The sequence below is a fragment of the Streptomyces sp. x-19 genome (assembly GCF_046549115.1).
GTDB lineage: Bacteria > Actinomycetota > Actinomycetes > Streptomycetales > Streptomycetaceae > Streptomyces > Streptomyces albulus_C.
Genome location: NZ_JAJPWK010000021.1, coordinates 33,589 through 58,357, shown reverse-complemented (window position 1 = coordinate 58,357; position 24,769 = coordinate 33,589). Strand labels below are relative to the sequence as shown.

4 protein-coding genes are annotated in these 24,769 nt (G+C 72.0%); all 4 read left to right on the top strand.

The window, feature by feature from the left end; translation table 11 throughout:
* The first annotated feature begins 2 nt into the window (after positions 1 to 2).
* The 4 genes from asnB to ACLJT4_RS32625 are packed head-to-tail and all read left to right on the top strand — an operon-like array spanning position 3 to position 24,725.
* On the top strand, positions 3 to 2,006 hold the full coding sequence (gene asnB / locus ACLJT4_RS32640; RefSeq protein WP_411127855.1) for an asparagine synthase (glutamine-hydrolyzing): 2,004 nt from the start codon (positions 3 to 5) through the stop codon (positions 2,004 to 2,006).
* A complete protein-coding gene (locus ACLJT4_RS32635) occupies positions 2,003 to 23,107 on the top strand; it encodes an SDR family NAD(P)-dependent oxidoreductase (RefSeq protein ID WP_411127853.1) in 21,105 nt (7,034 codons plus the stop codon). Before asnB ends, ACLJT4_RS32635 begins: the two co-directional genes overlap by 4 nt.
* A complete protein-coding gene (locus tag ACLJT4_RS32630) occupies positions 23,104 to 23,442 on the top strand; it encodes a thioesterase II family protein (protein ID WP_411127851.1) in 339 nt (112 codons plus the stop codon). The genes ACLJT4_RS32635 and ACLJT4_RS32630 overlap by 4 nt, the downstream gene beginning before the upstream one ends.
* The gene (locus ACLJT4_RS32625) at positions 23,439 to 24,725 is read left to right on the top strand and encodes an acetyl-CoA carboxylase biotin carboxylase subunit family protein (protein ID WP_411127849.1); all 1,287 of its coding nucleotides are present in this window, start codon (positions 23,439 to 23,441) and stop codon (positions 24,723 to 24,725) included. The genes ACLJT4_RS32630 and ACLJT4_RS32625 overlap by 4 nt, the downstream gene beginning before the upstream one ends.
* Positions 24,726 to 24,769 lie beyond the last annotated feature (44 nt).

Genomic DNA, 24,769 nt, shown 5'->3' with positions numbered 1-24,769 from the left:
ACGTGTGTGGCATAGTCGGCTTGGTTGCTTCCCGTTCGCTCGGTGAAGAAGTCTCTGGATGTATTACCTCGATGCTTTCGTCGATCCATCACCGAGGGCCCGACGAGGCCGGCTACTACCTGGACGATGGCGTCGCGATGGGAACGGTCCGACTGGCCATCATCGATCTGGAATCGGGCGCACAGCCCATGTCCGATCCCAGTGAACGTCACTGGATCTGTTTTAACGGGGAACTGTACAATCACGTGGAACTCCGCGAGGAACTCCGACGGCTCGGGCGTCCTTTCGGTACCAAATCGGACACGGAGGTCGTCCTCCAGGCGTGGATCCAATGGGGGCCCGAATGCCTCACGCGATTTAACGGCGCCTTCGCCCTGGCTATCCGCGACAACGAGGCCGGGACGCTTTTCCTGGCCCGCGATCGGTACGGAAAGCGGCCGCTCTTCTACACCGAGCACGACGGCGCCCTACTCTTCGCCTCGGAGATGAAGGCCTTCGCCGCCTACCCCGGATTCCGGTTCGAGTTCGACGCGCGGGAACTCGCCTCCGTGTACGCCTTGTGGGCTCCGCTGCCAGGCCGCACGCCGTTCCAGGGGGTGCGGCAGGTGCCGGCGGGCGGTTTCCTGTCGGTTGAGGGCGGTCGGCACACCGTGACGCACTACGAGGAACTGCGCGTCGACGGTCCGGCGTTCGACGGCGACGAGCGGGAAGCCATCGTGTTCGTACGGGAGACGTTGCGCCGCAGCGTCGAGGTGCGGCTGCGCAGCGACGTCGAGGTGGGCGTGTACCTCAGCGGCGGCCTCGATTCGTCCATCGTCACCAAGCTGGCGACGGAGCAGTCCGCACACGAAGTCCGCACGTTCTCCGTCGAGTTCGCGGACCGGACCTTCGACGAGTCCAGCAGCCAGCAGTTGGTGGCCTCCCACCTCGGCACCCGGCACTCCGCCCTGCGCGTCTCCCACCGCGACATCGCCGACTCCTTCGCCGACGCGGTGTGGCACGCCGAGGTGCCCGCCTTCCGGACCTCGTTCGTCCCGATGTACCTGCTGTCCCGGCACGTCCGCGACGCGGGTATCAAGACGGTGCTCAGCGGAGAGGGCGCCGACGAGGCGTTCCTCGGCTACTCACTCTTCCGCGAGACCATGCTCCGTGAGTCGTGGAACACCCTGTCCGAGGAAGACCGGCTGCGTCGGCTCGCCACCCTGCACCCGGAGCTCGCACATTTCGGTGCCGCCCGCCGGTCCCATCTGTTGGGCCTCTTCCAGCAGTTCAGCGCCGAGCGCACCCCCGGCCTCTTCTCGCACGAACTGCGCTACCAGAACGGAATGTTCGCCACCCGCCTGCTCAAGGACCCCGGCGACCCGTTGGAATCCATGCGGGAACTCGTGCGCGGCACGCCCGGATACCACCGTCTCACCGCTGTGCAGAAAGCACAGTGGATCGAGTACAAGACGCTTCTGGCCGGATACCTCCTGGCGACCCAGGGGGAGCGGGCGAGCCTCGCCCACAGCGTCGAGAACCGTGCCCCGTTCCTCGACCCGTCCGTCGTACGCGCCGCGGCCTCTGTGAATCTCCGCTACGACGACGGATCGGACGAGAAGGCCATCCTGAAGAATGCCTTCGCCGATGATCTTCCGCAGTGGACGCTCAGCCGGCCCAAACAGCCCTACCGGGCGCCGGGCAGCGCGGTGTTCAAGGAACAACGGCCCGACTGCCTCGAACTGGTGCTCTCCGAGAACGAGCTGCGCCGAATCGACTGCGTCAATCCCGTCTTCGCCGGAAAACTCGTTTCGAAGATCATGCGGGCACCGGTCGAACAGATCAGCACCAAAGAGGACCAGGCGTTCGTGTACCTGCTGTCGACCGCGATCCTCAACCAGCAGTTCGTCCTCGCCGGGCCGGCGACTTCCGCGGGCGCGGCATACGGCCCGAAGCGGACGCGGATGAATCTGCGAACGACCGTCGACAAGCGGCGCGTAGCCGTCCGGACAGGAGCCGATCGATGAGCCGCCCGATCTCCGACCAGTCCTGTGACGTCGCTGTCATCGGCCTTTCCCTGCGATTTCCCGGCGCCGACACACTCGCCGGTCTCTTCCGCGAGCTGCGTGCCGGACGGTCGCTCATCTCCGAAGTTCCCGAGAAGCGTTGGCTCAAGGAGCGCTGGTTCGGCGATCCGCGCGGTGGTGCGGAGAAGACCAGGAGCGTCTGGGCCGGTTTCATCGACGACGCCGAATGCTTCGACGCCGCCTTCTTCAGCATCTCGCCCCGCGAAGCCGCAACCATGGACCCCCAGCAGCGGCTGACCCTCGAACTGGCGTGGAAGGCCATCGAGGACGCCGGGTACCCGGAGAGCGCGCTGGCCGGCACCAACACGGGCGTCTTCATGGGCGTCTCACACTCGGACTATGCCGAGATGATGGAACGGGACGGGGCGAAGATCGACGCCTACCTCCCCACCGGCACCGACTTCGCCATCGTGGCGAACCGCGTGTCGTACCACTTCGACCTCCACGGTCCGAGCGTCATCAACGACACGGCCTGCGCCAGCTCCCTCGTCTCCGTCCACCAGGCCGTCGCCGCGCTGCACGGCGGCGAGTGCGACATGGCGTTGGCCGGTGGCATCAACCTGATCTGGTCGCCCAAGCTGTTCGTCGCCTTCAGCCAGGCGGGCATGCTCTCGCCGACCGGCAGGTCGCACGCGTTCGACCAGGGCGCCGACGGGTTCGTCCGCGGCGAGGGCGGCGCCATGCTGTTGCTCAAGCCGCTGCACCGCGCCGTCGAGGACCGGGACCCGGTCTACGCCGTGATCAAGGCGACCGGCACCAACCACGGCGGCCGGACCAACTCGCTCACCGTCACCAACCCCGCCGCCCAAGCCGACCTCATCGAGGGCGTGTACACCCGCGCGGGCATCCCCGTGGGCAGCGTCGGATACATCGAGGCCCACGGACCAGGCACCCCGGTCGGCGACCCCATCGAAGTACTCGGCCTGAAGAAGGCATTCGCCCGCCTGCACGCGGCCGACGGCACCCGACCCGTGCCGGGGACCTGCGGCCTCGGCTCGGTCAAGACCAACATCGGTCACCTGGAGGCGGCCGCCGGGGTGGCGGGCATCGTCAAGGTGATCGGTGCCCTCGCCACCCGGACGCTGCCCGCCACGGTGAACTTCACCCAGCCCAACCGGCTCATCGACCTCGACGGCAGCCCGTTCTACGTCGTACGCGACACCCAGCCGTGGCAGGCCCCCGGTACCGCCCCGAACGGCGGCGAACTGCCCCGCCGCGCGGGAGTCAGCTCCTTCGGCTTCGGCGGCGCCAACGCGCACTGCCTGCTGGAGGAGCACCTCGCCGACGACCCGCCGGCCGGTACACGGGACGGACGCGTGGAGGTCTTCCCCCTCTCGGCGCGAACCGAGGACCGCCTGCGCGCGGTCGCCCGTCAACTCCTCGCACACCTCGCCGCTTCCGCCGACGGCGACACCGCGTCGCTACCGCCCCGCCAGGCACTGGCCGACATCGCGTACACGCTGCAGATCGGGCGAGAGGCCATGCAGGTCCGCCGTGTCATCACCGCCACCAGCCATGCCCGGCTGGCCGAGGCGCTGGAGACCCTCCTGCGGGATGGCCTGTCCGCCTCCGATGCGCCCGTGGACGGCAGCACGGACGGGGCCGCCACGGCGCCGGACGAGGACCCGGCCGTCCTCCTCGCCGTCGCACGGGAGTGGCAGGCCGGAGAAGCGGTCGACTGGGAGGCCGGGCGGCAGCGCGCGGGATACCCGCGGGCGCGCCGCGTCCGGTTGCCCACCTACCCGTTCGAGCGCGTGCCGCACTGGTACGTGATACCCGAGGAGCGGCGGGTCACCGCCGTCGGGAGCCGCGACGAGCCGCACCCCCTGGTGCACCGCAACACCTCCGTGCTCGGTCGGCAGCGTTTCACCTCAGTCTTCACCGGCGCCGAACCCTTCCTGGAGGCGCACCGGGTGAACGGCGCTCGCGTCCTGCCCGCCGCGGCGTACGTGGAGATGGTCCGCGAGGCGGTCGGCCGTGCCGTGGAACCCGACGGGCACGGGCAGCGGGCCGCCGTGACCCTGAAGGACATGACGTGGCTGCGCCCGCTGACCGTCGGCGACGAGCCCGTCAAGGTGCACGTGGAGCTCTCCCGGAACGAGGACGGTGCCGTCGCCTTCGAGGTACGGCAGGGCGCCGCTGACGGCTCCCCGGACACCGTGCACAGCCGGGGAACGGCCGAGGCACGGCTCCTGGCCGAAGCCCCGGCCGTACTCGACCTCGACGCGCTGCGGGCCGCCTCCGCGCCCGCGCCGGTCCCCGAGCTGTATGCCCAACTGCGCCGCCAGGGACTGAAGTACGGGCCTGCCATGCGCGGTCTGCGGGAGATCCGGCACGGTGCGCACGGCGTGCTCGCGCGGATCACCGTGCCCGGCGGCCAGGCGTCGCACGACGGTCTGGTGCTGCCCCCGAGTGTGCTCGACGCCGCGTTCCAGGCATCGGTCGCGCTGATGACGGCCGAGGCGCCGGAGCCGCCGGACGCGGCGGTGATGCCGTTCGTACTGGAACGGATCGAGATCGCCGGACCGAGCCCGGCCGAGACATGGGCCTGGGTCAGACGAGCTGGGAGCAGTGGCACGGTGGACAAGTTCGACATCGATCTCGCCGACGGCGAGGGCCGCGTGACGGCTCGGGTCCGCGGACTGGTCCAGAGGCCGGGGGCGCCGCTGCCCGCCGCCTCCGACGGCTCGCACGTCGTCGCGGCCGTCACCGGATGGACACCCGTCCCGCTGCCGGAAGGTACCGGCGAGCCTGACCCCGGTACCGTCGTGCACGCCTACCTCGCCGGGGCCCCGGACTCCGCTGCCACCGGCTTCGCACGGCTGCCCGCAGTGGCGCGCACCAAGGCCGCCGAAGGGATCGCGGCCGTCACGGACACTGTCTTCGGCGCGCTTGGTGCGGTGCTGAACAGCAGGCCCAGGCAGGACCATCGCTTCGTCGTCCTGGTCGACGACCGTGTGCCGCGGCATTTCCACGCCCCGCTCACCGGACTGTTCCGGACCGTGGCCCTGGAGAACCCCGTAGTCCGGGGACGGGTCGTCAGGGTGGCCGGGCTCGATGTGGCCGACGCGGAACTGCTGCGGCGCGTGGTGCGCGACGAGGCCGCCGACGCGGTGGCCGACGCAGAGGTCCGCTACACCGCCGACGGCGTACGGCACGTCCGCCGGACCCTGCCGGCCACGGTCGTCGAGGGACCCTCGACACCCCCACTCAAGGACGGCGGCGTCTACTGGGTCACCGGCGGCCTCGGTGGCCTGGGACGCCACATCGCCCGGTACTTCGCCCGCCACGATGGCGTCACCGTGGTGCTCAGCGGGCGCTCCGCGTCCGGCTCGGACACCGACGCCGCCCTGCGCACCCTGCGCGACGAGGGCGTCGACGCGCACAGCCTGCCTGTGGACGTCACCTCGGCGCAGGACGTCGAGCGCGCGGTGAGCGCCATCATGCGCGCTCACGGCTCCCTCGACGGTGTCGTCCACGCGGCCGGTGTGCTCCGGGACGGCTTCGCCCTGCGCAAGAGCCACGAGGACCTGCACACCGTGCTCGGTCCCAAGGTGCGCGGCACCCTGCACCTCGACGCCGCGACCCGCGACTGCGATCTGGACTTCTTCGTCCTGTTCTCCTCCGTTGCCGGAGTCTTCGGCAATCCGGGACAGTCCGACTACGCGGCGGCGAACGCCTTCCTCGACGCCTTCGCCGGGCATCGTCAGGCCCTCGTCGAGGCCGGAGAGCGCACCGGAACCACCCTCGCGGTGAGTTGGCCGCTGTGGGCCGAGGGCGGGATGCGCGTCGACGATCCGACCCGCGCGTCGATGCGCGAGCGGCACGGCTGGGAGCCGCTGCCCACGGAGGCGGGCGTGCGCGCTCTGGGACACGTGCTCGCCCACGGCCCCACGCACGTCGTGGTGGCCCACGGAGCCGAGGCGAGGCTCACCGACCCGGCGCTCACGCCGGTGGCGGCCGCCGGCGCCGGACGCCGGGACGACACCTCGAATCCCGCCCCGACGCTGCCCGGGGACGAACCCCGGACGGGGGTCCCGGCGGCCCCCTCAGAGGAGGCTCTTCGGGCGGGCGCGGTGATGCTCGTGACGAGGCTTCTCGCAGAGGTCCTCCAGCACCGTCCCGACGCCATCGACCCCACCGCGAACCTGGTCGAGTACGGCATCGACTCCCTCGCCATCCTCGACATGACCGCGCGCCTGGAAGGGTTGTTCGGCACGCTGTCCAAGACGCTCTTCTTCGAGTACCTCAACGTCACCGACGTGGCCGGATACTTCGCCGAGGCCCACCGGGACAGGCTCGTGAGCCTCCTCGCCGAACAGGACACGGAACGGGCCCCGGAACAGGACGCGGAGCAGGCACCCGAGCCCACCGCCCCGGCGACGGCCACGAAGCCCGCCACGGGCACCGCGACGCCGGTGGCCGCGGCACCGGCCGCCGGCCCGGCGGCGATCACCGTCACGGAGCCCGCGAAGCCGTCCGCCGAGGCCGACGGCAGCCGGGACATCGCCATCGTCGGCATCTCCGGCCGTTACCCCGGCGCCGCGACCATGGATGAGCTGTGGCAACTCCTGCGGGACGGGCGGCACTCCTTCGAGGAGGTCCCACGCGAGCGCTGGGACCACGACGCCATCTACAGCCGCGACCGGGCCAGGCCGGGCAAGAGCGTCATCCGCACCGGCACCTTCCTGCGCGACATCGACAAGTTCGACCCCCGGTACTTCCACATCTCCAAGCGCGATGCGGAACAGATGTCGCCGGAGGTCCGCCTCTTCCTCCAACTCGGAGTCGAGGCGCTGGAGGACGCCGGCTACTCGCGGGAGCAGATCCAACGCCAGTACCAGGGCGACGTCGCGGTGCTCACCGGCACCATGAGCAACCACTACGGCCTCTACGGCTTCCAGAACAGCCTGGTGCGCGGAGCCCCGCAGAGCGGCAGCTACAACGCGACCATGCCCAACATGCTGTCGTACTTCTACGGGCTGACCGGCCCGTCGCTCTTCGTCGACACGATGTGCTCCACGTCGTCGACCTGCGTGCACCAGGCCGTCCAGATGCTGCGGGCCGGCGAGTCCAGGATGGTCGTCGCGGGCGGTGTCAACCTCCTGCTGCATCCGTACAACCTGATCACGTCGTCCCAGGAGCACTTCACGACGGCGACCTCCGACGTCATCCGCAGCTACGGCCTCGGCGTGGACGGGACCATCCTCGGCGAGGGGGCCGGCGTCGTGGTCCTCAAGACCCTCGCCGACGCGGAGCGGGACGGCGACCACATCCACGCGGTCATCAAGGGAACGGCGATCACCAACGCGGGCACCCGCAACGGGTTCACCGTCCCCAGCGTGGCCATGCAGGCCAGCGCGGTCAGGAAGGCCCTGGACGACGCGGGCGTCGACGCCCGGACCGTCAGCTACGTCGAGGGCCACGGATCGGGCACATCGCTCGGCGACCCCATCGAGGTCAAGGCGCTGGACGACGCCTTCCGGGCGTCCACGGCCGACACCGGTTTCTGCGCCCTCGGTTCCGTCAAGTCGAACATGGGCCACCTCCTCGCGGCGGCGGGCGTGGCCGGCATCACCAAGGTCGTCCTGCAGATGCGCGAGGGCCAGCTCGCGCCCTCGCTGCACAGCGACGAGATCAACCCGGACATCCCGTTCGGCGACACGCCTTTCCACGTGCAGCGCCGGCTCACCGACTGGCGCAGGCCGACCACGCTCGTGGCCGGCGGTCTGGTCGAGCACCCCCGGCGGGCCGGGGTCACCTCGATCGGAGCGGGAGGCATGAACTCCCACCTGGTGCTGGAGGAGTACACCCCCGCCCCCGTCCCGGCACACGACGGCGGTCACGAACTCTTCGTCTTCTCGGCGATGACCGACGAAGCCCTCGAGAGCTACCTGCTGCGCTTCCGCGACTTCGTCGCCACGCGCTCCGACGACGACCTCCCCGCCATCGCCTTCACCCTGCGCGTCGGCAAGAACGAACTGCCGCGCCGCTGGGCGTTCCTGGCGAAGGACCGCCAGGGCGTCCGCGCAGCCGTCGAACGCTACCTCGCGGGAGACCGCGACACCGCTGCCGCCCTTGCCGGGGACGGTCCGCAGGCCGAGCAGGCGCGGGAGACGGCCCTCAACTGGACCCGCGGCCACAAGACCGACTGGAGCGTGCTCGACGGAGACCGCAGGCCCCGGCGCCTGCCGCTGCCCGCCTACCCCTTCGCTCGGGTGAGCTGCTGGGTCGAGGAGGACCCGGCCGCGCCCTCGGTCGTCGCACCGCTGGTGTTCCGCCGCGCGCTGCATCCGTTCCTCGGCGAGAACGAGTCGGACCTCGGTGGCCTGCGCTACGGCACGGACCTGCGCCTGGACGACCTACTCGATTACGGTCACCTGCGCGACAAGCGGCGCGCGGTCGTGCCGACGTTCGCCGTCGACTCGGCCCTCGCCTGCGCGCGCGTCTCCGGCTTCCCGGCCGGTGCCCGGATCCGTGATCTGCGCACCGTGGGCCGCGTCGACTGGGAGAAGGCGTCCCGGCTGGTCACCACGTTCGCCGCCGCCGAGGGCCGCGGGTACGGCACGGTCTTCACGCAGGACGATACGGGAGCCCGTACCGCGATCGCCGAGTTCACCGCGCACGCCGGTGACGACGCCGGCCCGGCGGACCGGTGGGCCGGTACCGCGCCCGGCGCCGGCGATCTCTCCCGTGAAGCCGTCGCCGTACTCACCCAGGAGCAGTTCCTCGCCGAGCTGGCCGAAGGCGGCATCGAGCGGCAGTCGATGTCCGAAGGCGTGCGGGCGGCCTACTGGCTGCCGGACGGATGCCTCGCGCTCGACGTCACCCAGCCGGACTTCCAGCAGAACCACGTCAAGCGGAACGTCTCGATCGAGCCCGCCGTCCTCGCGGCCGTCGCGCACGGCGCGCAGCTCGTGGCGAAGCGGGCGGGCACGGCGAGGTGGGCGAGCCTGATACCGCACCGCATCGGCGAGGCCGCCGTGGTGCATCCCCCGATCGCCGATGTGGCACGCGTCGTCCTCGACCTCGTCCCCGGCGACGGCGGACTCGGCGGACGCGTCCTGTTGCTGTCCGGCACCGGCCGCCTCGTCGGCGAGCTGACCGACGTGTGGTGGGGCGACGAGGATGCCGACCTGCCCGGACGTCGGACCGAGCGGCGTGCCGTCCCGTACGCCTCGGCTCCGCCGCGCACATCCGTCTCCGTACCGGTGGGCGCGCCGTCGCCCGCCTCCGCAGGCGCGTCCGCGTCCCTCGACGAGGCCACCGAGGCCACAGAGGCCACCGAGGCAGCCGCCTCCGGTGCGGGTGTGGTCGGGTTTGTCGCCGGTGAGCTGCGGGTGATCGCGGCCGGAATCCTCGGGTTCGAGCCCGAGGAGATCGAACCCACCACGGGCTTCTACGCCTTCGGGTTCGACTCGATCTCGCTCGTCACCCTCGCCGGGCGCGTGAGCGAACGGTTCGGCGTGCAGGTCAGTCCGGCCCTCTTCTTCGATCTGGACACGCTCGACGCCCTGGCACGACACCTGGTGGCGGAGTTCGGCGACCGGATACCCACCAACTGCCCCCGGCCCCCGGCCCCTCCCGCCGCGCCGACGACCGGCACCGCGCCCCCACACCCCGTCGGCGCCCAGGAGCAGACGGCCGATGCCACCACGGCCGCGTCGGAGCGCTCGCCCGACGCCCGGAGGGCGGCGACGGCTCCCGTCACTGAGGCAACCGGCCCCCGGGACACCGTCGACGGCTCACCGATGCCCGTCGCCGTCGTCGGCGCGGCCGGACGCTTCCCCGGTGCCCGCAACCTCGACGAGTACTGGGCGAACCTGGTCGCGGGCGTGGACTCCGTGGGCACGTTCCCGCTGCACCGTTACGACGACACGTACCGGGCGATCGCCGAGGACGCCGACTTCCCGCACCACGCGGGAGTCCTGGAGGACGTGGACGCCTTCGACGCGGGCTTCTTCCGCATCTACCCGCGCGAGGCCGAACTCCTGGACCCCCAGCACCGCCTGGCCCTGGAGACCGTCTGGAACGCGCTGGAGGACAGCGCGTACCGCCCCGTCGACCTGCCGGTCGACACCGGTGTGTTCCTCGGCGTCTCGGGCACCGACTACGCCACGCTGCTGAGCGCCCACGGCATCGAGCCGGACGCGTTCACAGCGACCGGCAACGCGCATTCCATGCTCGCCAACCGCCTCTCCTACCTACTGGACGTACGAGGGCCGAGCGAGCCGGTCGACACGGCCTGCTCCAGCTCCCTGGTCGCCGTCCACCGCGCCCTGGAGGCCATCCGCTCGGGCGCCTGCCGCATGGCCGTGGCGGGCGGGGTGAACCTGCTGCTCAGCACGGACACCTTCGTCAGCGCCCACAAGGCGGGCATGCTCAGCCCCGACGGACGGTGCAAGACCTTCTCCAGCGAGGCGAACGGCTACGTTCGGGGCGAGGGCGTCGCAGCGGTCGTCCTCAAACCCCTCGCCGACGCCGAACGCGACGGCGACGCCATCCTCGGGGTACTGCTCGGCAGTGCCGAGAACCACGGAGGTCGGGCCCAGTCGCTGACCGCGCCCAACGCCGACGCGCAGGCCGATCTCGTCGCGACGGCCGTCGGCGGCACCGACCCGGACACCATCGGATACATCGAGACGCACGGCACCGGGACGGCGCTCGGCGACCCCGTCGAAGTGCGTTCCCTGCGCTCGGCGTTCCGGCGCCTCGGCGCGAGCGGCGACGGCGCCTGCGGCCTGGGCTCCGTCAAGTCGAACATCGGTCACCTGGAGGCCGCGGCCGGGATGGCCGGGTTGCTCAAGGTGCTGCTCGCCATGCGGCACGGCGTGCTGCCGGCCACGCTCCACTGCGGCGAGATCAACCCGTTCATCGAGCTGGACGGCGGACCCTTCCACATCGTGCGGGAGCACGAGATCTGGCAGCGGCCCACCGGCCGCGACGGCGCCCTGGCCCCGCGCCGCGCGGGCGTCAGCAGCTTCGGCTTCGGCGGCTCCAACTGCCACCTCGTCGTGGAGGAGTACCTGGACCCGGACACCGGCCGGGCCGACCAGGGCACGGCCGCGGGCGCGGTCGTCGTCCCGCTCTCCGCGCGTACGGAGGACCGCCTGCGCGACATCGCGGGCAACCTTCTCGCCCGGCTGCGGGACGAGCGCCACACTCCGCTTCCGCTCACCTCCCTCGCCTGGACACTCCAGGTCGGACGGGAGGCCATGGCGGAACGCGTGGGATGGGTGGTGGAGTCCCACGAACGGCTCGCGCAGGCCCTCGACGCGTTCGTCACCGACGGCCACGTCGTCGAGGGCGGCGCGCGGGGAAGTGTCGAACTGCCCGCCGACGTCGGTGCGCGGCGCCACGCCGGCACGGGCGCATCCGCCATCCCCGCGACGGACCGGACGGCCGGGTACGACGACCTCCGGCGGGTCCTGGTGGACTGGACCCGCGGCGCCGAACCCGACTGGCGGACACTGCACGGAGCGCGCACGCCGAAGCGTGCGCACCTCCCGGGGTACCCCTTCGCCCGCGATCGCCACTGGATTCCCGGCCACCCGCCGCGCCGCATCCCGGCCCCTGCCGCCGGGCGGGCCCCGGCCGTGCCGACGACCTCGGACACCGGCTCCGGCACCCCCGCCATGAGGACCCAGGCCATGGAGACCACCCTGCTCGTGCCCCGGTGGACGCCTCGGCCCCGCACGGCGGCCGAGCGCGCGACCGCCCCGGCACGGCGCCTGGTCATCCTCCTGGAGGAAGCCCAGGCCGCGCGGGACGCCCTCGTCCAGGACCCCGACGTGCGCTGTGTGACCGTCACCTCGCCCAAGGAACGACTCGACGGCTGGTTCCGCGACGTGACGCGCCAGTGCCTGGGCGCCGTCCGTGAGGCGGCGGCCGACGAACGTCCGGGCAGGACCCTCGTACAGGCGGTCGTCCCGGCCGCCGGACGGGGAGCCACCGCGTTCGCCCTCGCCGGGCTCATGCGGACCGCGATGCTCGAAGCGTCCCACTTGACCTGCCAGGTCATCGGGTTCGACGAGCCTGGCAAGGGCGGCGCGCTCGGTGCCCTCCTGGCCGCGGAGGCGGGCGTCGGCGACGACCTGGTGCTCCACCGCGACGGCGAGCGCCTGGTCCGTACGTGGGAGGCGGTCCGGGCGGCGCAGCCCACCGCGGACGGCCCGCTGCGCCCCGACGGCGTGTACCTGATCACAGGCGGGGCCGGGGGAGTCGGTTCCGTCGTCGCGCGCTGGATCGCCGAGCGCGCGGAGCGGTCCACTGTCGTCCTGGCGGGCCGCTCGCCGCGGAGCGCCGCGACCGACGCCCTCCTCGACGGCCTGCGGGCCGCCGGCGCCACCGTCCGCCACGCGCGGGCCGACATCTCCCGATGGGAGGAGACACACCGTCTCGTGGCGGGTGTCCGCGCCGAGTTCGGCCGGATCGACGGCGTGTTCCACGCGGCCGGTGTGCTCCGGGATTCCGCGCTGACCACCAAGACCGACCAGGAGTGGGAGGACGTCCTCGAACCCAAGAGTGACGGCCTGGTCAACCTCGACCGCGCGCTCGGTGACGCGCCGCTCGACTTCCTGATCGCCTTCTCCTCCGGGGCCGCGGTCACGGGGAACCCCGGCCAGTGCGACTACGCCACTGCGAACGCCTTCCTCGACGAGTTCGCCGAGCTGCGCAACGCGCGGGTCGCGGCCGGGGAACGCCAGGGACGGACCCTGTCGGTGGCCTGGCCGCTGTGGGCGGACGGCGGGATGCCGGTGTCGCCCGCGGCCCTCGCCCACCTGTGGCGGAGCCGCGGCCTCGCCCCCATGCCCGCCGCCGACGGGATCGCCGCGCTGTCCCGTGCGTGGCAGCTGGGCGAGGACCGGGTGTGGGTGCACCACGGCCGGCCGTCCCCGGTACCCGCCACGCCGGGCCGGGAGGCTGCCGGCACCGCGCCGACCGCCTCCCGCGAGCGCGACGCCGCGGACAGCCTGCGCCATCTCGTCACGCTCTTCGCCCGTGTGACGAAGACCGCCGTGGACACCATCGACGTGGACCGGCCGCTCGGCGAGACCGGCCTCGACTCGATCATGGTCGTTCAGCTGAACCGGGAACTCGCGCCGGCCTTCGGCGACGTGCCGAAGACCCTCTTCTACGACCTGCCCACCCTGCGGAAGATAGCGGAGCGGCTCGCGTCCCCCGGTGCGGACGCCGCGCGGCCCACCGAGGCCCCAGAGCCTGCTCCCGGACCGGCCGCGCCGGAGCGCGGTGGCGGGCACGGGATCGCAGAGCCGGATGGGGACGGGCGCCGCCCGTACCGTCCCGCGACGGCGGGCCGGGGAGCCGACCGGGTGCCGGGGCGGCGGAGCGCCGCGGCCTCCGTCCCGCTGGTGCGCGAGCCCATCGCGGTCATCGGCATGAGCGGGCGCTACCCGCAGGCGGACAACCTCGATGCGTTCTGGACGAACCTGCGGGAAGGGCGGGACTGCATCCGCGAAGTGCCCGCCGACCGCTGGCCGTTGACCGGCTTCTACGAGCCCGACCGGCGCAAGGCTGTCGCGTCCGGCCTCAGTTACAGCAAATGGGGCGGATTTCTCGACGACTTCGCCGCGTTCGACCCGTTGTTCTTCCAGATCGCCCCGCGCGACGCCTACGTCATGGACCCGCAGGAGCGGCTCTTCCTCCAGGCGGCGCACGAGGTGATGGAGGACGCCGGATACACCCGTGAGACGCTGAGCCGCCGCCACGGCAAGCGCGTCGGGGTCTTCGCCGGCGTCACCAAGAGCGGCCACATCCGCCACGGCGCCGCCCGGCTGCCCTCGGGTGAGACGGTCGTACCCGCGCTGTCGTTCGCGTCTCTCAGCTCCCGCACGTCGTACCAGCTGGATCTCAACGGTCCCAGCATGACCCTCGACACGATGTGCTCGGCATCGCTGACCGCGGTGCACGAGGCGTGCGAGAACATCCACCGGGGCGCCTGCGACATGGCCATCGCCGGTGGCGTCAACCTCTACCTCCACCCGCTGGACTACATCGAGCTGTGCCACTCGGGCATGCTGTCGCAGGACCAGCACTGCCGGAGCTTCGGCTGCGGCGGCCACGGGTTCGTGCCGGGCGAGGGAGTGGGCTGCGTCCTGCTGAAGCCCCTGTCCATGGCCGAGGCCGACGGCGACCGCATCCTCGCGGTCATCCGTGGCACGAGCGTCAACCACGGCGGCCGCTCCAACGGCTACACCGTGCCGCGCTCCGGCGCCCAGGCGGAACTGATCCGCGAGGCCCTGGACCGCGCCGGGGTGTCCGCGCGCGACATCGGCTACGTCGAGGCTCACGGCACCGGCACCGAACTGGGCGACCCCATCGAGATCCAGGGGCTGACGACCGCCTTCGAACAGGACACCGACGACAAGCAGTTCTGCGCGATCGGGTCGGCGAAGTCGGCCATCGGGCACCTGGAGGCCGCGGCCGGCATCGCCGGACTCACCAAGGCGGTCCTCCAGCTCCGGCATCGGCAGTTCGCGCCCACCCTGCACGCCGGGGAACTCAACCCGAACATCGCGTTCGACCGCACCCCCTTCTTCGTTCAGCGCGAGGCGGCGCCCTGGCACTTCGACGGTCGGCCCCGGATCACCTCCGTCTCCTCCTTCGGAGCCGGCGGGTCCAACGCCCACGTGATCGTCGAGGAGTACACACCGCCACAGACCGAGGAGCACCTTCCCGCGATGACCCAGGCATCCGCCAACGGCTCCGAGCAACTCGTCGTCCTGTCGGCGCGTACCTCGGGGCAGCTCACCGCCGTCGCCGCACGGCTGGCCGAACACGTCGCCCGCACCGACGCCGACCTGGCCGACCTCGCCTACAGCCTCCAGACCGGCCGGGAGCCCATGAGCGAACGGCTGGCCGTCGTCGTCGCCTCGAAGAGCGAACTCCTCGACGCCCTGGACGACTTCCTCACGGGAGCCGGACCGGACCATGACGGCGCGGTCCTCCACCGCGGCACCACCACAGGCGGTGCGGCGGGCCTGCTCGCAGAACTGGCCGACGACGACGTGCGCGAGCTGCTGGCCGAACGGTGGGCCCGGTCCGGAAAGCTGACGAAGCTGGCCGCCGTGTGGGTCCAGGGCCTGGACGCCGACTGGCGGTTGCTGCACGAGGGGCGCGTCCGCCGCCGGGTCGCCCTACCCACCTACCCGTTCGCCAAGGACCGGTACTGGATCGGGGACCTCGCCCCCGTCTCCGCGCACAGCGACGGGGCGGGCCCGGCCGCGCACGCTCTGGAGCCTGTGGCCGTGCCCGTCGCACCGGCCGGGCGGCCGACACCGGAGACCGAGGCCGAGACCGAGGGCACGCGGTCGCCCGCGGCCGGGCTCCGGGCCGAAAGGGCCGGCGCGTCCCCGTCGGCCCCGGGGACGCGGACGCCTGCCCCGGCGCGGGTCGTGCCGAAGAGCGCGCGCACGGCGGCCCCCGCCCCGCTCGACGTGGAGGTCCCGCGTGTCGTCCGTGCCGTTCTGGCGCGGGCGCTGGCCATGCCGGAGACCGACATCGCCGACAGGTCCGCCTTCGCCGACTACGGACTCGACTCCATCCTCGCCGTACGGGTCGCGCACGAACTCGGCGAGGCACTGTCACTCGACCTGGACACGGGTGTCCTGTTCGACCACAGCTCGGCCCGACGCCTGTCCGACCACCTGCTGACGGCCCACCGCGACTCCATCGTGCTGCCCCGTCCGGCTGCGGCCCCCGGACTCCCGGCAGCCGAGGAACCGGTCACCGCGCGGCCCGAGGCCACGGCAGCGGCCCCCGGAACGTCGCCGTCCCAGGCGTACGAAGTCCACGAGGCGCAGGAGGCCCACACGACCGAGGCGCCCGCGCCGTACCCCGCGCCCGCCTCCCGGTCCGTCGCCCGCCCGCCCCTCGCGGTCATCGGGATGAGCGGCCGGTTCGCCGGCTCGGACTCCCTGGACGCCCTGTGGGAACACCTGGCCGACGGGGACGACCTGATCACCCCCGCGACCCGCTGGGACACGGCTGCCTCGGGCGACGCCACGGCCGCGCCCCGCGGCGGATTCCTGGACCGGATCGACGAGTTCGACTCGCTGTTCTTCAACATCTCGGGCGTCGAAGCGCGTGGCATGGACCCGCAGCAGCGCCTCCTCCTGGAAGAGACGTGGAAGGCTCTTGAGGACGCGGGATACCCGGCCCGCACGATGGACGAACGGCGATGCGGCGTCTACGTCGGCTGCTGGGCCGGCGACTACCCCGGAGGCGAAGGCGAGTCCGCGCCCGTGCAGGGGCTGTGGGGCACCATGGGCTCCGTCATTCCAGGCCGGATCTCCTACTTCCTCAACCTGCGCGGACCGGCCCTCGCCGTCGACACCTCCTGCTCCAGCTCCCTGGTGGCGATCGACCTCGCCTGCAAGGACCTGTGGTCGGGCGAAACGTCCATGGCGCTCGCGGGCGGCGTGTTCGTGCAGTCGACACCGCGCCTGTACGACCTCGCGGGCCGCGCCGGCATGCTGTCGCCATCCGGCCGCTGCCACACCTTCGACCACCGTGCCGACGGCTTCGTGCCCGGCGAGGGGGTAGGCGTCCTCGTACTCAAACGCCTTGACGACGCCCTCGCCGACGGGGACCACATCCACGGTGTCATCAGGGGTTCCGGCATCAACCACGACGGCGCCACCAACGGCCTCACGGCCCCGAGTTCCCTCTCACAGGAACGCCTGCTGCGCGAGGTGTACGACACCTTCGGCGTGGACGCCCGACGCATCGGCATGGTCGAGGCACACGGAACGGGCACCCGGCTCGGCGACCCGATCGAGTTCGGTGCCCTCACCCGCGCGTTCCGCGTCGGCACCGACGACACGGAGTTCTGCGCGCTCGGATCGGTGAAGACCAACCTCGGGCACACGCAGTTCGCGGCCGGGATCGCCGGAGTGCTCAAAGTGCTCCTCGCGTTCCGGCACCGGAGCATCCCGGCCTCGCTCCACTTCGAGGCACCCAACAAGGCCATCGACCTCGGCAAAAGTCCCTTCTACGTGAACACGCGCACCCTGCCGTGGGAGACACCCGCCGGGGTGCCGCGCTGCGGAGTGGTCAGCGCGTTCGGCGCCAGCGGCACCAACGCCCACCTCGTCCTGGAGGAGGCACCTCGGCCCACCCGCGCCCTGCGTGAACCGCGCCCGGCCCACCTGGTCGTACTGTCGGCCCACTCGCGCGAACAGCTCACCGAGCAGGTGCGGCGCCTCGCGGCACACTGCCGCGCGCACCCGTACCAGGACACCGGGGACATCGCCTGGACGCTGATGGCGGGACGGGAACACTTCCGGTACCGCTTCGCCTGCGTCGTCCGGGACCACGACGACCTGCTCCGCGTGCTCGACGCCGGAACCGGCGGACCCCGTGCCGTCATCGGAGACGCCGGTGCGGGGCGCGTGACGGAAGCTGCGGGCGGAACGGAGCAGGAGTCCCTGCGCAGGCTCGCCGGCCCCGTGGACCCCCACACCCTGTGCGCGGAACTGGAGGCGCTGGCCGACCTGTTCGCCGGTGGCGCCGAACTGGACTACGAGGCCGCCTTCGCCCCCGGCTCCCACCGCCGGGTACCGCTGCCCACCTACCCGTTCGCCCGCGTCCGCCACGGGGCGGGTGCGGAACTCCCCGCCGGGACTCCCGCCGCATCCGGCGAAGCCGCCCAGGACGCCGCCGCACCGAGCGGAACCGGCCGGGCCCCGGCTGCGACCGACGGGCAGCGGACCCGCCTCACCCTCGGCGACTTCCGGCGGTTCCTGGACGACCACGTGGTCCAGGGGCGCCATGTTCTGCCCGGTGTCGTCTACCTCGAAATGGCCAGGGCGGCGGCGGCGCGCTTCCTCGGCGCGGACCCGGACACGGCGGTGCGCCTGCGCAACGTCACCTGGGTACGGCCGATCTCGGCCGATGGCACCCAGGCGGACCAAGTGGACCAGGCGATGGGGGACATCGAGCTGTGGGTGCGTCGTGCGCCCGGAGGCGCTGCCTTCGAGTTCCGTTCGGCCGGTGCCGAGGACGCGGTCTTCTGCGAGGGCCGGGCCACCTCGACCGGCGCGTCCCGCCCGCCGAGGACCGACCTGCCCGGACTGCGCCGCGACTGTGCCACCACGGTGGCAGGCGAACGCGTCCACGAGGCGCTGGTGGAACGCGGTATCGACCACGGCCCCGCGCTGCGCGCCCTCCACGAGGCACACGTCGGTCCCGGCACGGTGCTGGCGGAGCTGCGGACACCCGATGCGGCGCCGGCGCCCGCGGTCCCCTTCCTGCTGCACCCCTCGCTGCTCGACTCGGCCATCCAGGCATCGGTAGCCCTGAACGTGGCGGGCGACGGCATGCCGCAGGGCACCGCCGTGCCCTTCGCCCTCGAACAGCTCGACGTCTTCGCCGAGTGCGCACCGTCCATGTGGGCCGTCGTCCGCACCGCGGACGACCCGGCGGTGGACAGCCCGCTCAGCCGCCTCGACATCGACCTGGTCGACGACGCCGGAGAGGTGTGCGTGCGGATGACCGGCTACACCGCCCGCCAGGTCACGCAGGCGCCGCCGTCGCTCTTCGCACCCGTCTGGGACGCTCTCCCGGCACAGGACTTCACCGCGTCCTCTCCCGAACACGACGACCACGTCCTGGTCGTCGGCGGCGACGCCGAACAGCTCTCCCGGATCACCGGCCGCTGCGCCCGTACCACGGCGTGGCACCTGCCGGCCACCGCGTCCACTGACGAGGTGGCCGGGGCGCTGCGCGCCATGGACCCGGTCGATCACCTGGTGTGGGCGGCTCCCAAGACCGCTCCCGCGGTGATGGACGCGGCCGGCCTCCTCGGTGCGCAGACCGACGGTGTGTACGCGGCCTTCCGCATGATCAAGGGGCTGCTGCGCGCCGAGTACGACCGTAGGCCGCTCGGCATCACCCTGGTCACCCGATGGGCCCTCGCCACCCACTCCGCCGAGCCGGCCTCGCCCGCCCACGCCGGGCTGCACGGACTGTTCGGCTCGCTCGCCCAGGAGTACCCGAACTGGACCGTGCGGCGCGCCGACCTGGCGGACGACCCCTGGCCCGAGGACCTCGTAGCCCTGCCGGTACCTGACCGGGCGGACTCCTGGGTCCACCGCGGCGGCCAGTGGCTGACCCGGCGCTGGGCGCCCTGTGACGTCGAGGGGACCCGCCCGGCCGGCTACCGCGAAGGCGGCGTCTACGTCGTGATCGGCGGGGCCGGCGGTCTCGGCGCCGCCTGGACCCGGCACGTCGTCGAGCACTTCGGCGCCCACGTCGTCTGGATCGGGCGCAGCCCGCGCGACGCGTCCGTGGATGCCGCCCTCGCGTCCGTCCGGGGCCGGGGCAGCGTCCACTACGTGCGGGGTGACGCGTCCGACCGCGCCTCGCTGCAGGACGCGTACGACCGCGTCAGCGCCGAGTTCCCGCGAGTCCACGGTGTCGTGCACGCGGCCCTCGTCCTGCGCGACCAGAGCTTCGCCACCATGGACGAGCAGACCATGCGCGCCAGCCTCTCCGCGAAGGTCGACGCCGTCGTCACCACGGCCGAGGTCTTCGGCGGAGAGGACCTGGACTTCGCGCTGTTCTTCTCCTCCGTCCAGTCCTTCGCCACGACCGCCGGACAGGGCAACTACGCGGCGGGCAGCGCCTTCCTCGACGCCTACGCGCGCCTGCTGGACCGGCACTGGAACTGCCCGGTGAAGGTGATGAACTGGGGTTGGTGGGGGAGCCAGGGCAGCGTCTCGTCGGCGTACTACCGCCGTCGTATGCGTCAGGCCGGCCTCGTCTCCATCGAGGCCCCCGAGGCGATGGCGGCCCTCGACGTACTGCTCGGCGGACCGTGCGGCCAGATGGCGTTCGTCAAGCTCACTGGGACGGACGCGCTGACCGCCGCCGAACCGTCGGTGCGTGTGGCCCTGCGCCCACCCGCCGGCGAGCGCGTGCCCGCCCACGCGCTCACCGGGCACGGGACGCCGGGCGAGGAACGGGAGGCACTCGGCTCCGTCGCCGCATGGCGCGAGAACGAGCGGGACCCCATGCTGGGCCGCGTCCTGCGGGCGCACCTCGTGGCCCTCGGCGCGCTCGACCCCGAGGAGCGGGTCCGCGAGGACGTCTCCGGCACCGCCGCCGAGGCGGACGCCGGTGCGCGTTGCCGACGTGCGGGCATCCTGGAACGCTACCGGCCCTGGCTGCGCCAGGCGCTGCGGGTCGTCCCGGACACCGCGCCGCCGCTGCAGACGGTGGAGCGCGAGTGGGACGAACGGCGGCGTGCCTGGTCCCTGGACGCGGGCGTCAAGGCCGAACTGGAGCTGGTGGACGCGACGTTGCGGGAGCTGCCCGGCATTCTGACCGGTGTCAGGCGCCCCACTGACGTCATGTTCCCCCGAGGCTCCTTCGGGCTCGTGGAGGGCTGCTATCGCGACAACCCGGTTGCGGACGCCTACAACCGGGCCGTGCAGGACACAGTCGTCCGCCTGGTGACCGAGTGGCTGAGCCAGGACCGGGGAGCGAAGATCCGCATCCTGGAGATCGGTGCGGGCACCGGAGGCACCAGCGTCGGTCTGTTCCGGGCGCTGAAGCCCTTCGAGGACAGCATCGAAACGTACCTGTACACCGACCTGTCCAAGGCGTTCCTCAACAACGCCCGCGCCACGCACGGGCCCCACGTGCCCTACCTGGACTGCGCGCAGTTCGACGTCGAGCGGCCGCTGGCCGGCCAGGGCATCGAGGAGGGCGGCTTCGACATCGTCGTCGCCGCGAACGTCCTGCACGCCACCGCGAACATCCGCCGCACGCTGCGCAATGCCAAGGCCGCCCTGCGCGACGGCGGTTGGCTGGTGCTGAACGAGCTGTCGCAGTTCGACGTCTTCAGCCATCTCACCTTCGGTCTGCTGGAGGGCTGGTGGCTGTCCGAGGACACCGCGCTGCGCATCCCCGGTTCGCCCGCGCTCTCGCCCGACGGCTGGCGTGAGGTCCTGCACGGCGAGGGATTCGCCACCGTCGCGTCCGTGCTGCCCCAGGCAGCCGAACTCGGCCAGCAGATCATCGCCGCGGAGAGCGACGGCACCGCGCGCCAGACGGTCCCCGGACGGACCCCCCGGCCCCACGTCGCACCGGCCTCGTCTTCCGGTGCCGTGACGGTCTCCCAGACGGACACCGCGACTCCGGCCGATGTGCCCGACCCCGCCGCGACGCCGCATACCGTCGTGCTCTCCGGCAACGCCGCGCCCGGCGAGGCCCCGCGGCCGCAGACGCCGCCGACCGTTCCGGCGGAGCGGATACCTGCAGGGCGCGAGCCTGCCCGGCGCGTCCAGGCCGAGCCGGACCCGGCCGGGCCCAAAACCGCCGAGGCCCTCACCCGCCACCTGAGCGAAATGGCGGCCCAGATACTGGGCATCCCGGCGGAGCGGATCGATCCCGCGGTCCCGCTCACGTCCTACGGCCTGGACTCGTTGCTCGTCCTGCAACTGACCAACCTGATCCGCGCCGACCTCGGTGACGACGTGTCGTCCACGCTGCTGTTCGAGGTCGAGTCGGTGGACGGCCTGGTGGCGCACTTCCTGGCCCGCCGCGCCGACGCGGTCGACGCCCTCGTGGCGCCCCAGCCAGCTGCGGGCAGCAGCGAACGCTGGCCCCTGTCCCGCAGCCAGAGCAGGCTGTGGCACGGACACACGGGCCAGCCGGACGCCCCCACCTACAACACCCCCCTCCTGTTCGAGATACACGGCGCCTTCGACGAGAAAGCGCTGGAACAGGCGTGCCGCACGCAGCCGCGACGCCACCCGATGCTCGCAGCGGTCTTCCACAGGGAGGACGGCGTGCCCCAGATGGAGATCGACCGGACGCGTGAGATGTCCTTCGAGACCGTGCTCGTCACGGCCGCCTCGCGGGACGAACAGCTCGACGAGCTAAGGGAATTGGTCAACCGCCCGTTCGACCTGGAGGCCGGACCCCTCGCGCGGGCGCACCGCGTCACGCTCGACCCCGGGTCCGGCGCCCCGCGGCACCTGCTGCTCGTCACGGTCCACCACGTCGTCATGGACGGAACCTCCGCCGCGCTCCTCGTCCAGTCGCTGAAGGACGCCTACACCGCGGCGCTGCACTCCCAGGAGCCCCCCGCCCCTGACCCGGACGAGACAACCTTCGCCGACTTCGTGGCCTGGGAGGCCGCCCTGCTCAACAGCCCCAAGGCCGAGCGGCACCGCGCTCACTGGCTGAGTGAACTGCGCGGCGCCCGCGGCGATCTCGCGCTGCCCCGTGACCACCGGGACACCGCCGGGCTCGCCCCCCGCACCGGCTTCGTCCTCGTCAAACTGACCCCCGACGTCACGGAGACCTTCGTCGCGCGAGCCCGCGCGCACCAGTCCAGCGTCGCCACGCTCTTCCTCGCCACGTACACGGTCTACCTGCACGCTCTGACCGGTCAGTCGGACCTCGTCGTCGGTTTCACCACGGCGGCCCGCTACGAGGAACGGTTCAAGAACGTGATCGGCCAGTTCATCAACTTCCTGCCGATCCGGTCCATGCTGAGCGGCGAGGAGGACTTCAGCGCCTTTGTCAGCCGCGTCGGTCGGGCCGTCGTCCAGGGCATCGACCACGGCGCCTACCCCCTGCTGGAGATCGAGCGGGCGCTGTCCGAGGAGGAGAGCCGCCCGGTGACCCCTCTGCTCACCACCAACCTCATCTTCCAGAACTTCAACGGGGCGTCCGTGTTCACCGGGGCCGGCGGCGCCGAGGCCGGCCCGCTCGACCTCAGGCCCTTCGACGACCTGCCGGACTGCGGCGAGATGCCGGTCACCATCGAGATCTACCAAGGGCCGGACGGCTACAAGCTGTTCTTCAAGTACGACGCGCGCGCCTTCGAGGCGTCCACCGCACAGTCCATGGCGGACGAACTGGGCCGCGTCATCGAACACGTCGCGCACACGGCGGACTTCCGGATCGGCGATCAGCCGTGGCGCCACGCGGACCACGCTCCGGTGGACGCCGACGCACCCGACGACGACGCCGACGAACCGCGCGAAGGGGACGAGCACGCGTGACAGGCGCATCCGCCACCTCGGCCGCCCGCTGGCTCAGACGGTTCCACCCGATCCCCGAGGAGGGGCCGCGACTCGTCCGCTTCCCCCACGCCGGGGGATCGGCCTCGTACTACTTCAAGCTGTCCCGCGTGCTGCACCCGTCCCCTGCGTGCCCGGTCCTCTCCCTCGTCGGAACCGACGACCCCCAGGCCACGACCGACGAGGCCAGCGCCTGGGCCGGGCATACCGACGGCCCATTCACCCTGCGGGTGTTCGACGGCGGCCACTTCTACCCCGACACCCACACCGACGAGATCGCGGACGTGATCCGCAGCACCGCAGGAGGCATGTCATGAGCCGAAGAGAACATGTGGTCCACGTCGGCTTCGCCGACCAGGACGTCTCCCACATCGACTTCGACAGCTACGACGTCACCCTGCTGCTGGACGCGTACAACCACTCGCTCATGCCGCAGCACACGCGGGACCGCTTCGCGCGCATCGGCATCATCGACACCCCCCACCGGATCAACGTCGAGGACTACGACCTGTCGATCGGCCAGATGATCGACCACGTCCGCGAGTTCGCGCGGGACCTCGGCGCGCCCCGAGCCATCGTGGGCCTGTACGAGCACACCGTGCTGCCCGCCGCCCGGCTGCGTGAGGCGTTCGGCCTGCCGGGAACCGACGTACGCACCGCTCTCCTCACCCGAGACAAGGTCCTCATGAAGGAGGCCCTGCGCGAGGTGGTGCGAGTGCCGCGGTACTGGAGCGTGGGGAGTGGCACGACGGAGGCCGAGCTGACGGAGATCGCGGCGGCGCTGCCGGGGAAGGTCGTGCTCAAGCCGAAGTGCCAGGCGGCGAGTTTCGGCGTGGAGATGTTCGACGACGCCGAGAGCTTCCTGCGGCACGTGCGGGACCGGGGCTTCGAGGACGGACACCATGTCGAGGAGTTCGTCGAGGGAGACGTGTGCCACTTCGACGGGTTCGTGCGCGACGGCGAGATCCGGTTCCTCCACGCCTCCCGCTACCTCGGCGACTGCTTCAGCTTCCAGTACCGCCGGGAAGGTCTCGCCTCCGTAGCCCTGGACGACCCGGACGAGGTGGCGGCAATCCGCGACTTCACCCAGCGGGTGCTGAACACCCTGGGGCTGCGTGACAGCGCCTTCCACCTGGAGGCGTTCCGCACGCCGGAGGGCGGACTCGTCTTCCTGGAGATCGCGGGCCGGTTCGGCGGCGGCTACATCCGGCGCCACTTCGAGGTGGCCTATGAACTCGACCTCATCCGGGAGTCCATCGCGGCCTGCATGAACCTGCCCTCCGCCGTGGACAGGCCCCTCACCAACCTCGACCTGCGCGACGCCGGACGGGGCGTCACGGGCTGGGTGCACCCGGCGCTGCGGGAGGAGGCCAGATGCAGGGTGACCGAGGTCAAGGGCCCCGACACCTATCCCGACTCGGTGATCCTCGCCGAGACGCCCGAGGTCGGCACCGTCTTCAACGACGCTCCTGGCCTCTTCGTCGGCAGCGGCCTGTTCATCCTCGCGGGGGAGAGCACCGCGCAGATCGAGCGGGACGCCAGGACGATCATGGACGTGTACGACGTCGAGGTCGAGGTCCTCCCGGAACCGGAGCGGTGACGGTCGACACCGCCGCGGTGATCCGCGCAGGGGGACAGCGGACC

What these genes read in the sequence shown, in the direction of transcription:
- ACLJT4_RS32635 (WP_411127853.1), top strand. Translation starts at nt 2,003, where the DNA reads ATGAGCCGCCCGATCTCCGACCAGTCCTGTGACGTCGCTGTCATCGGC.
- ACLJT4_RS32625 (WP_411127849.1), top strand. Translation starts at nt 23,439, where the DNA reads ATGAGCCGAAGAGAACATGTGGTCCACGTCGGCTTCGCCGACCAGGAC.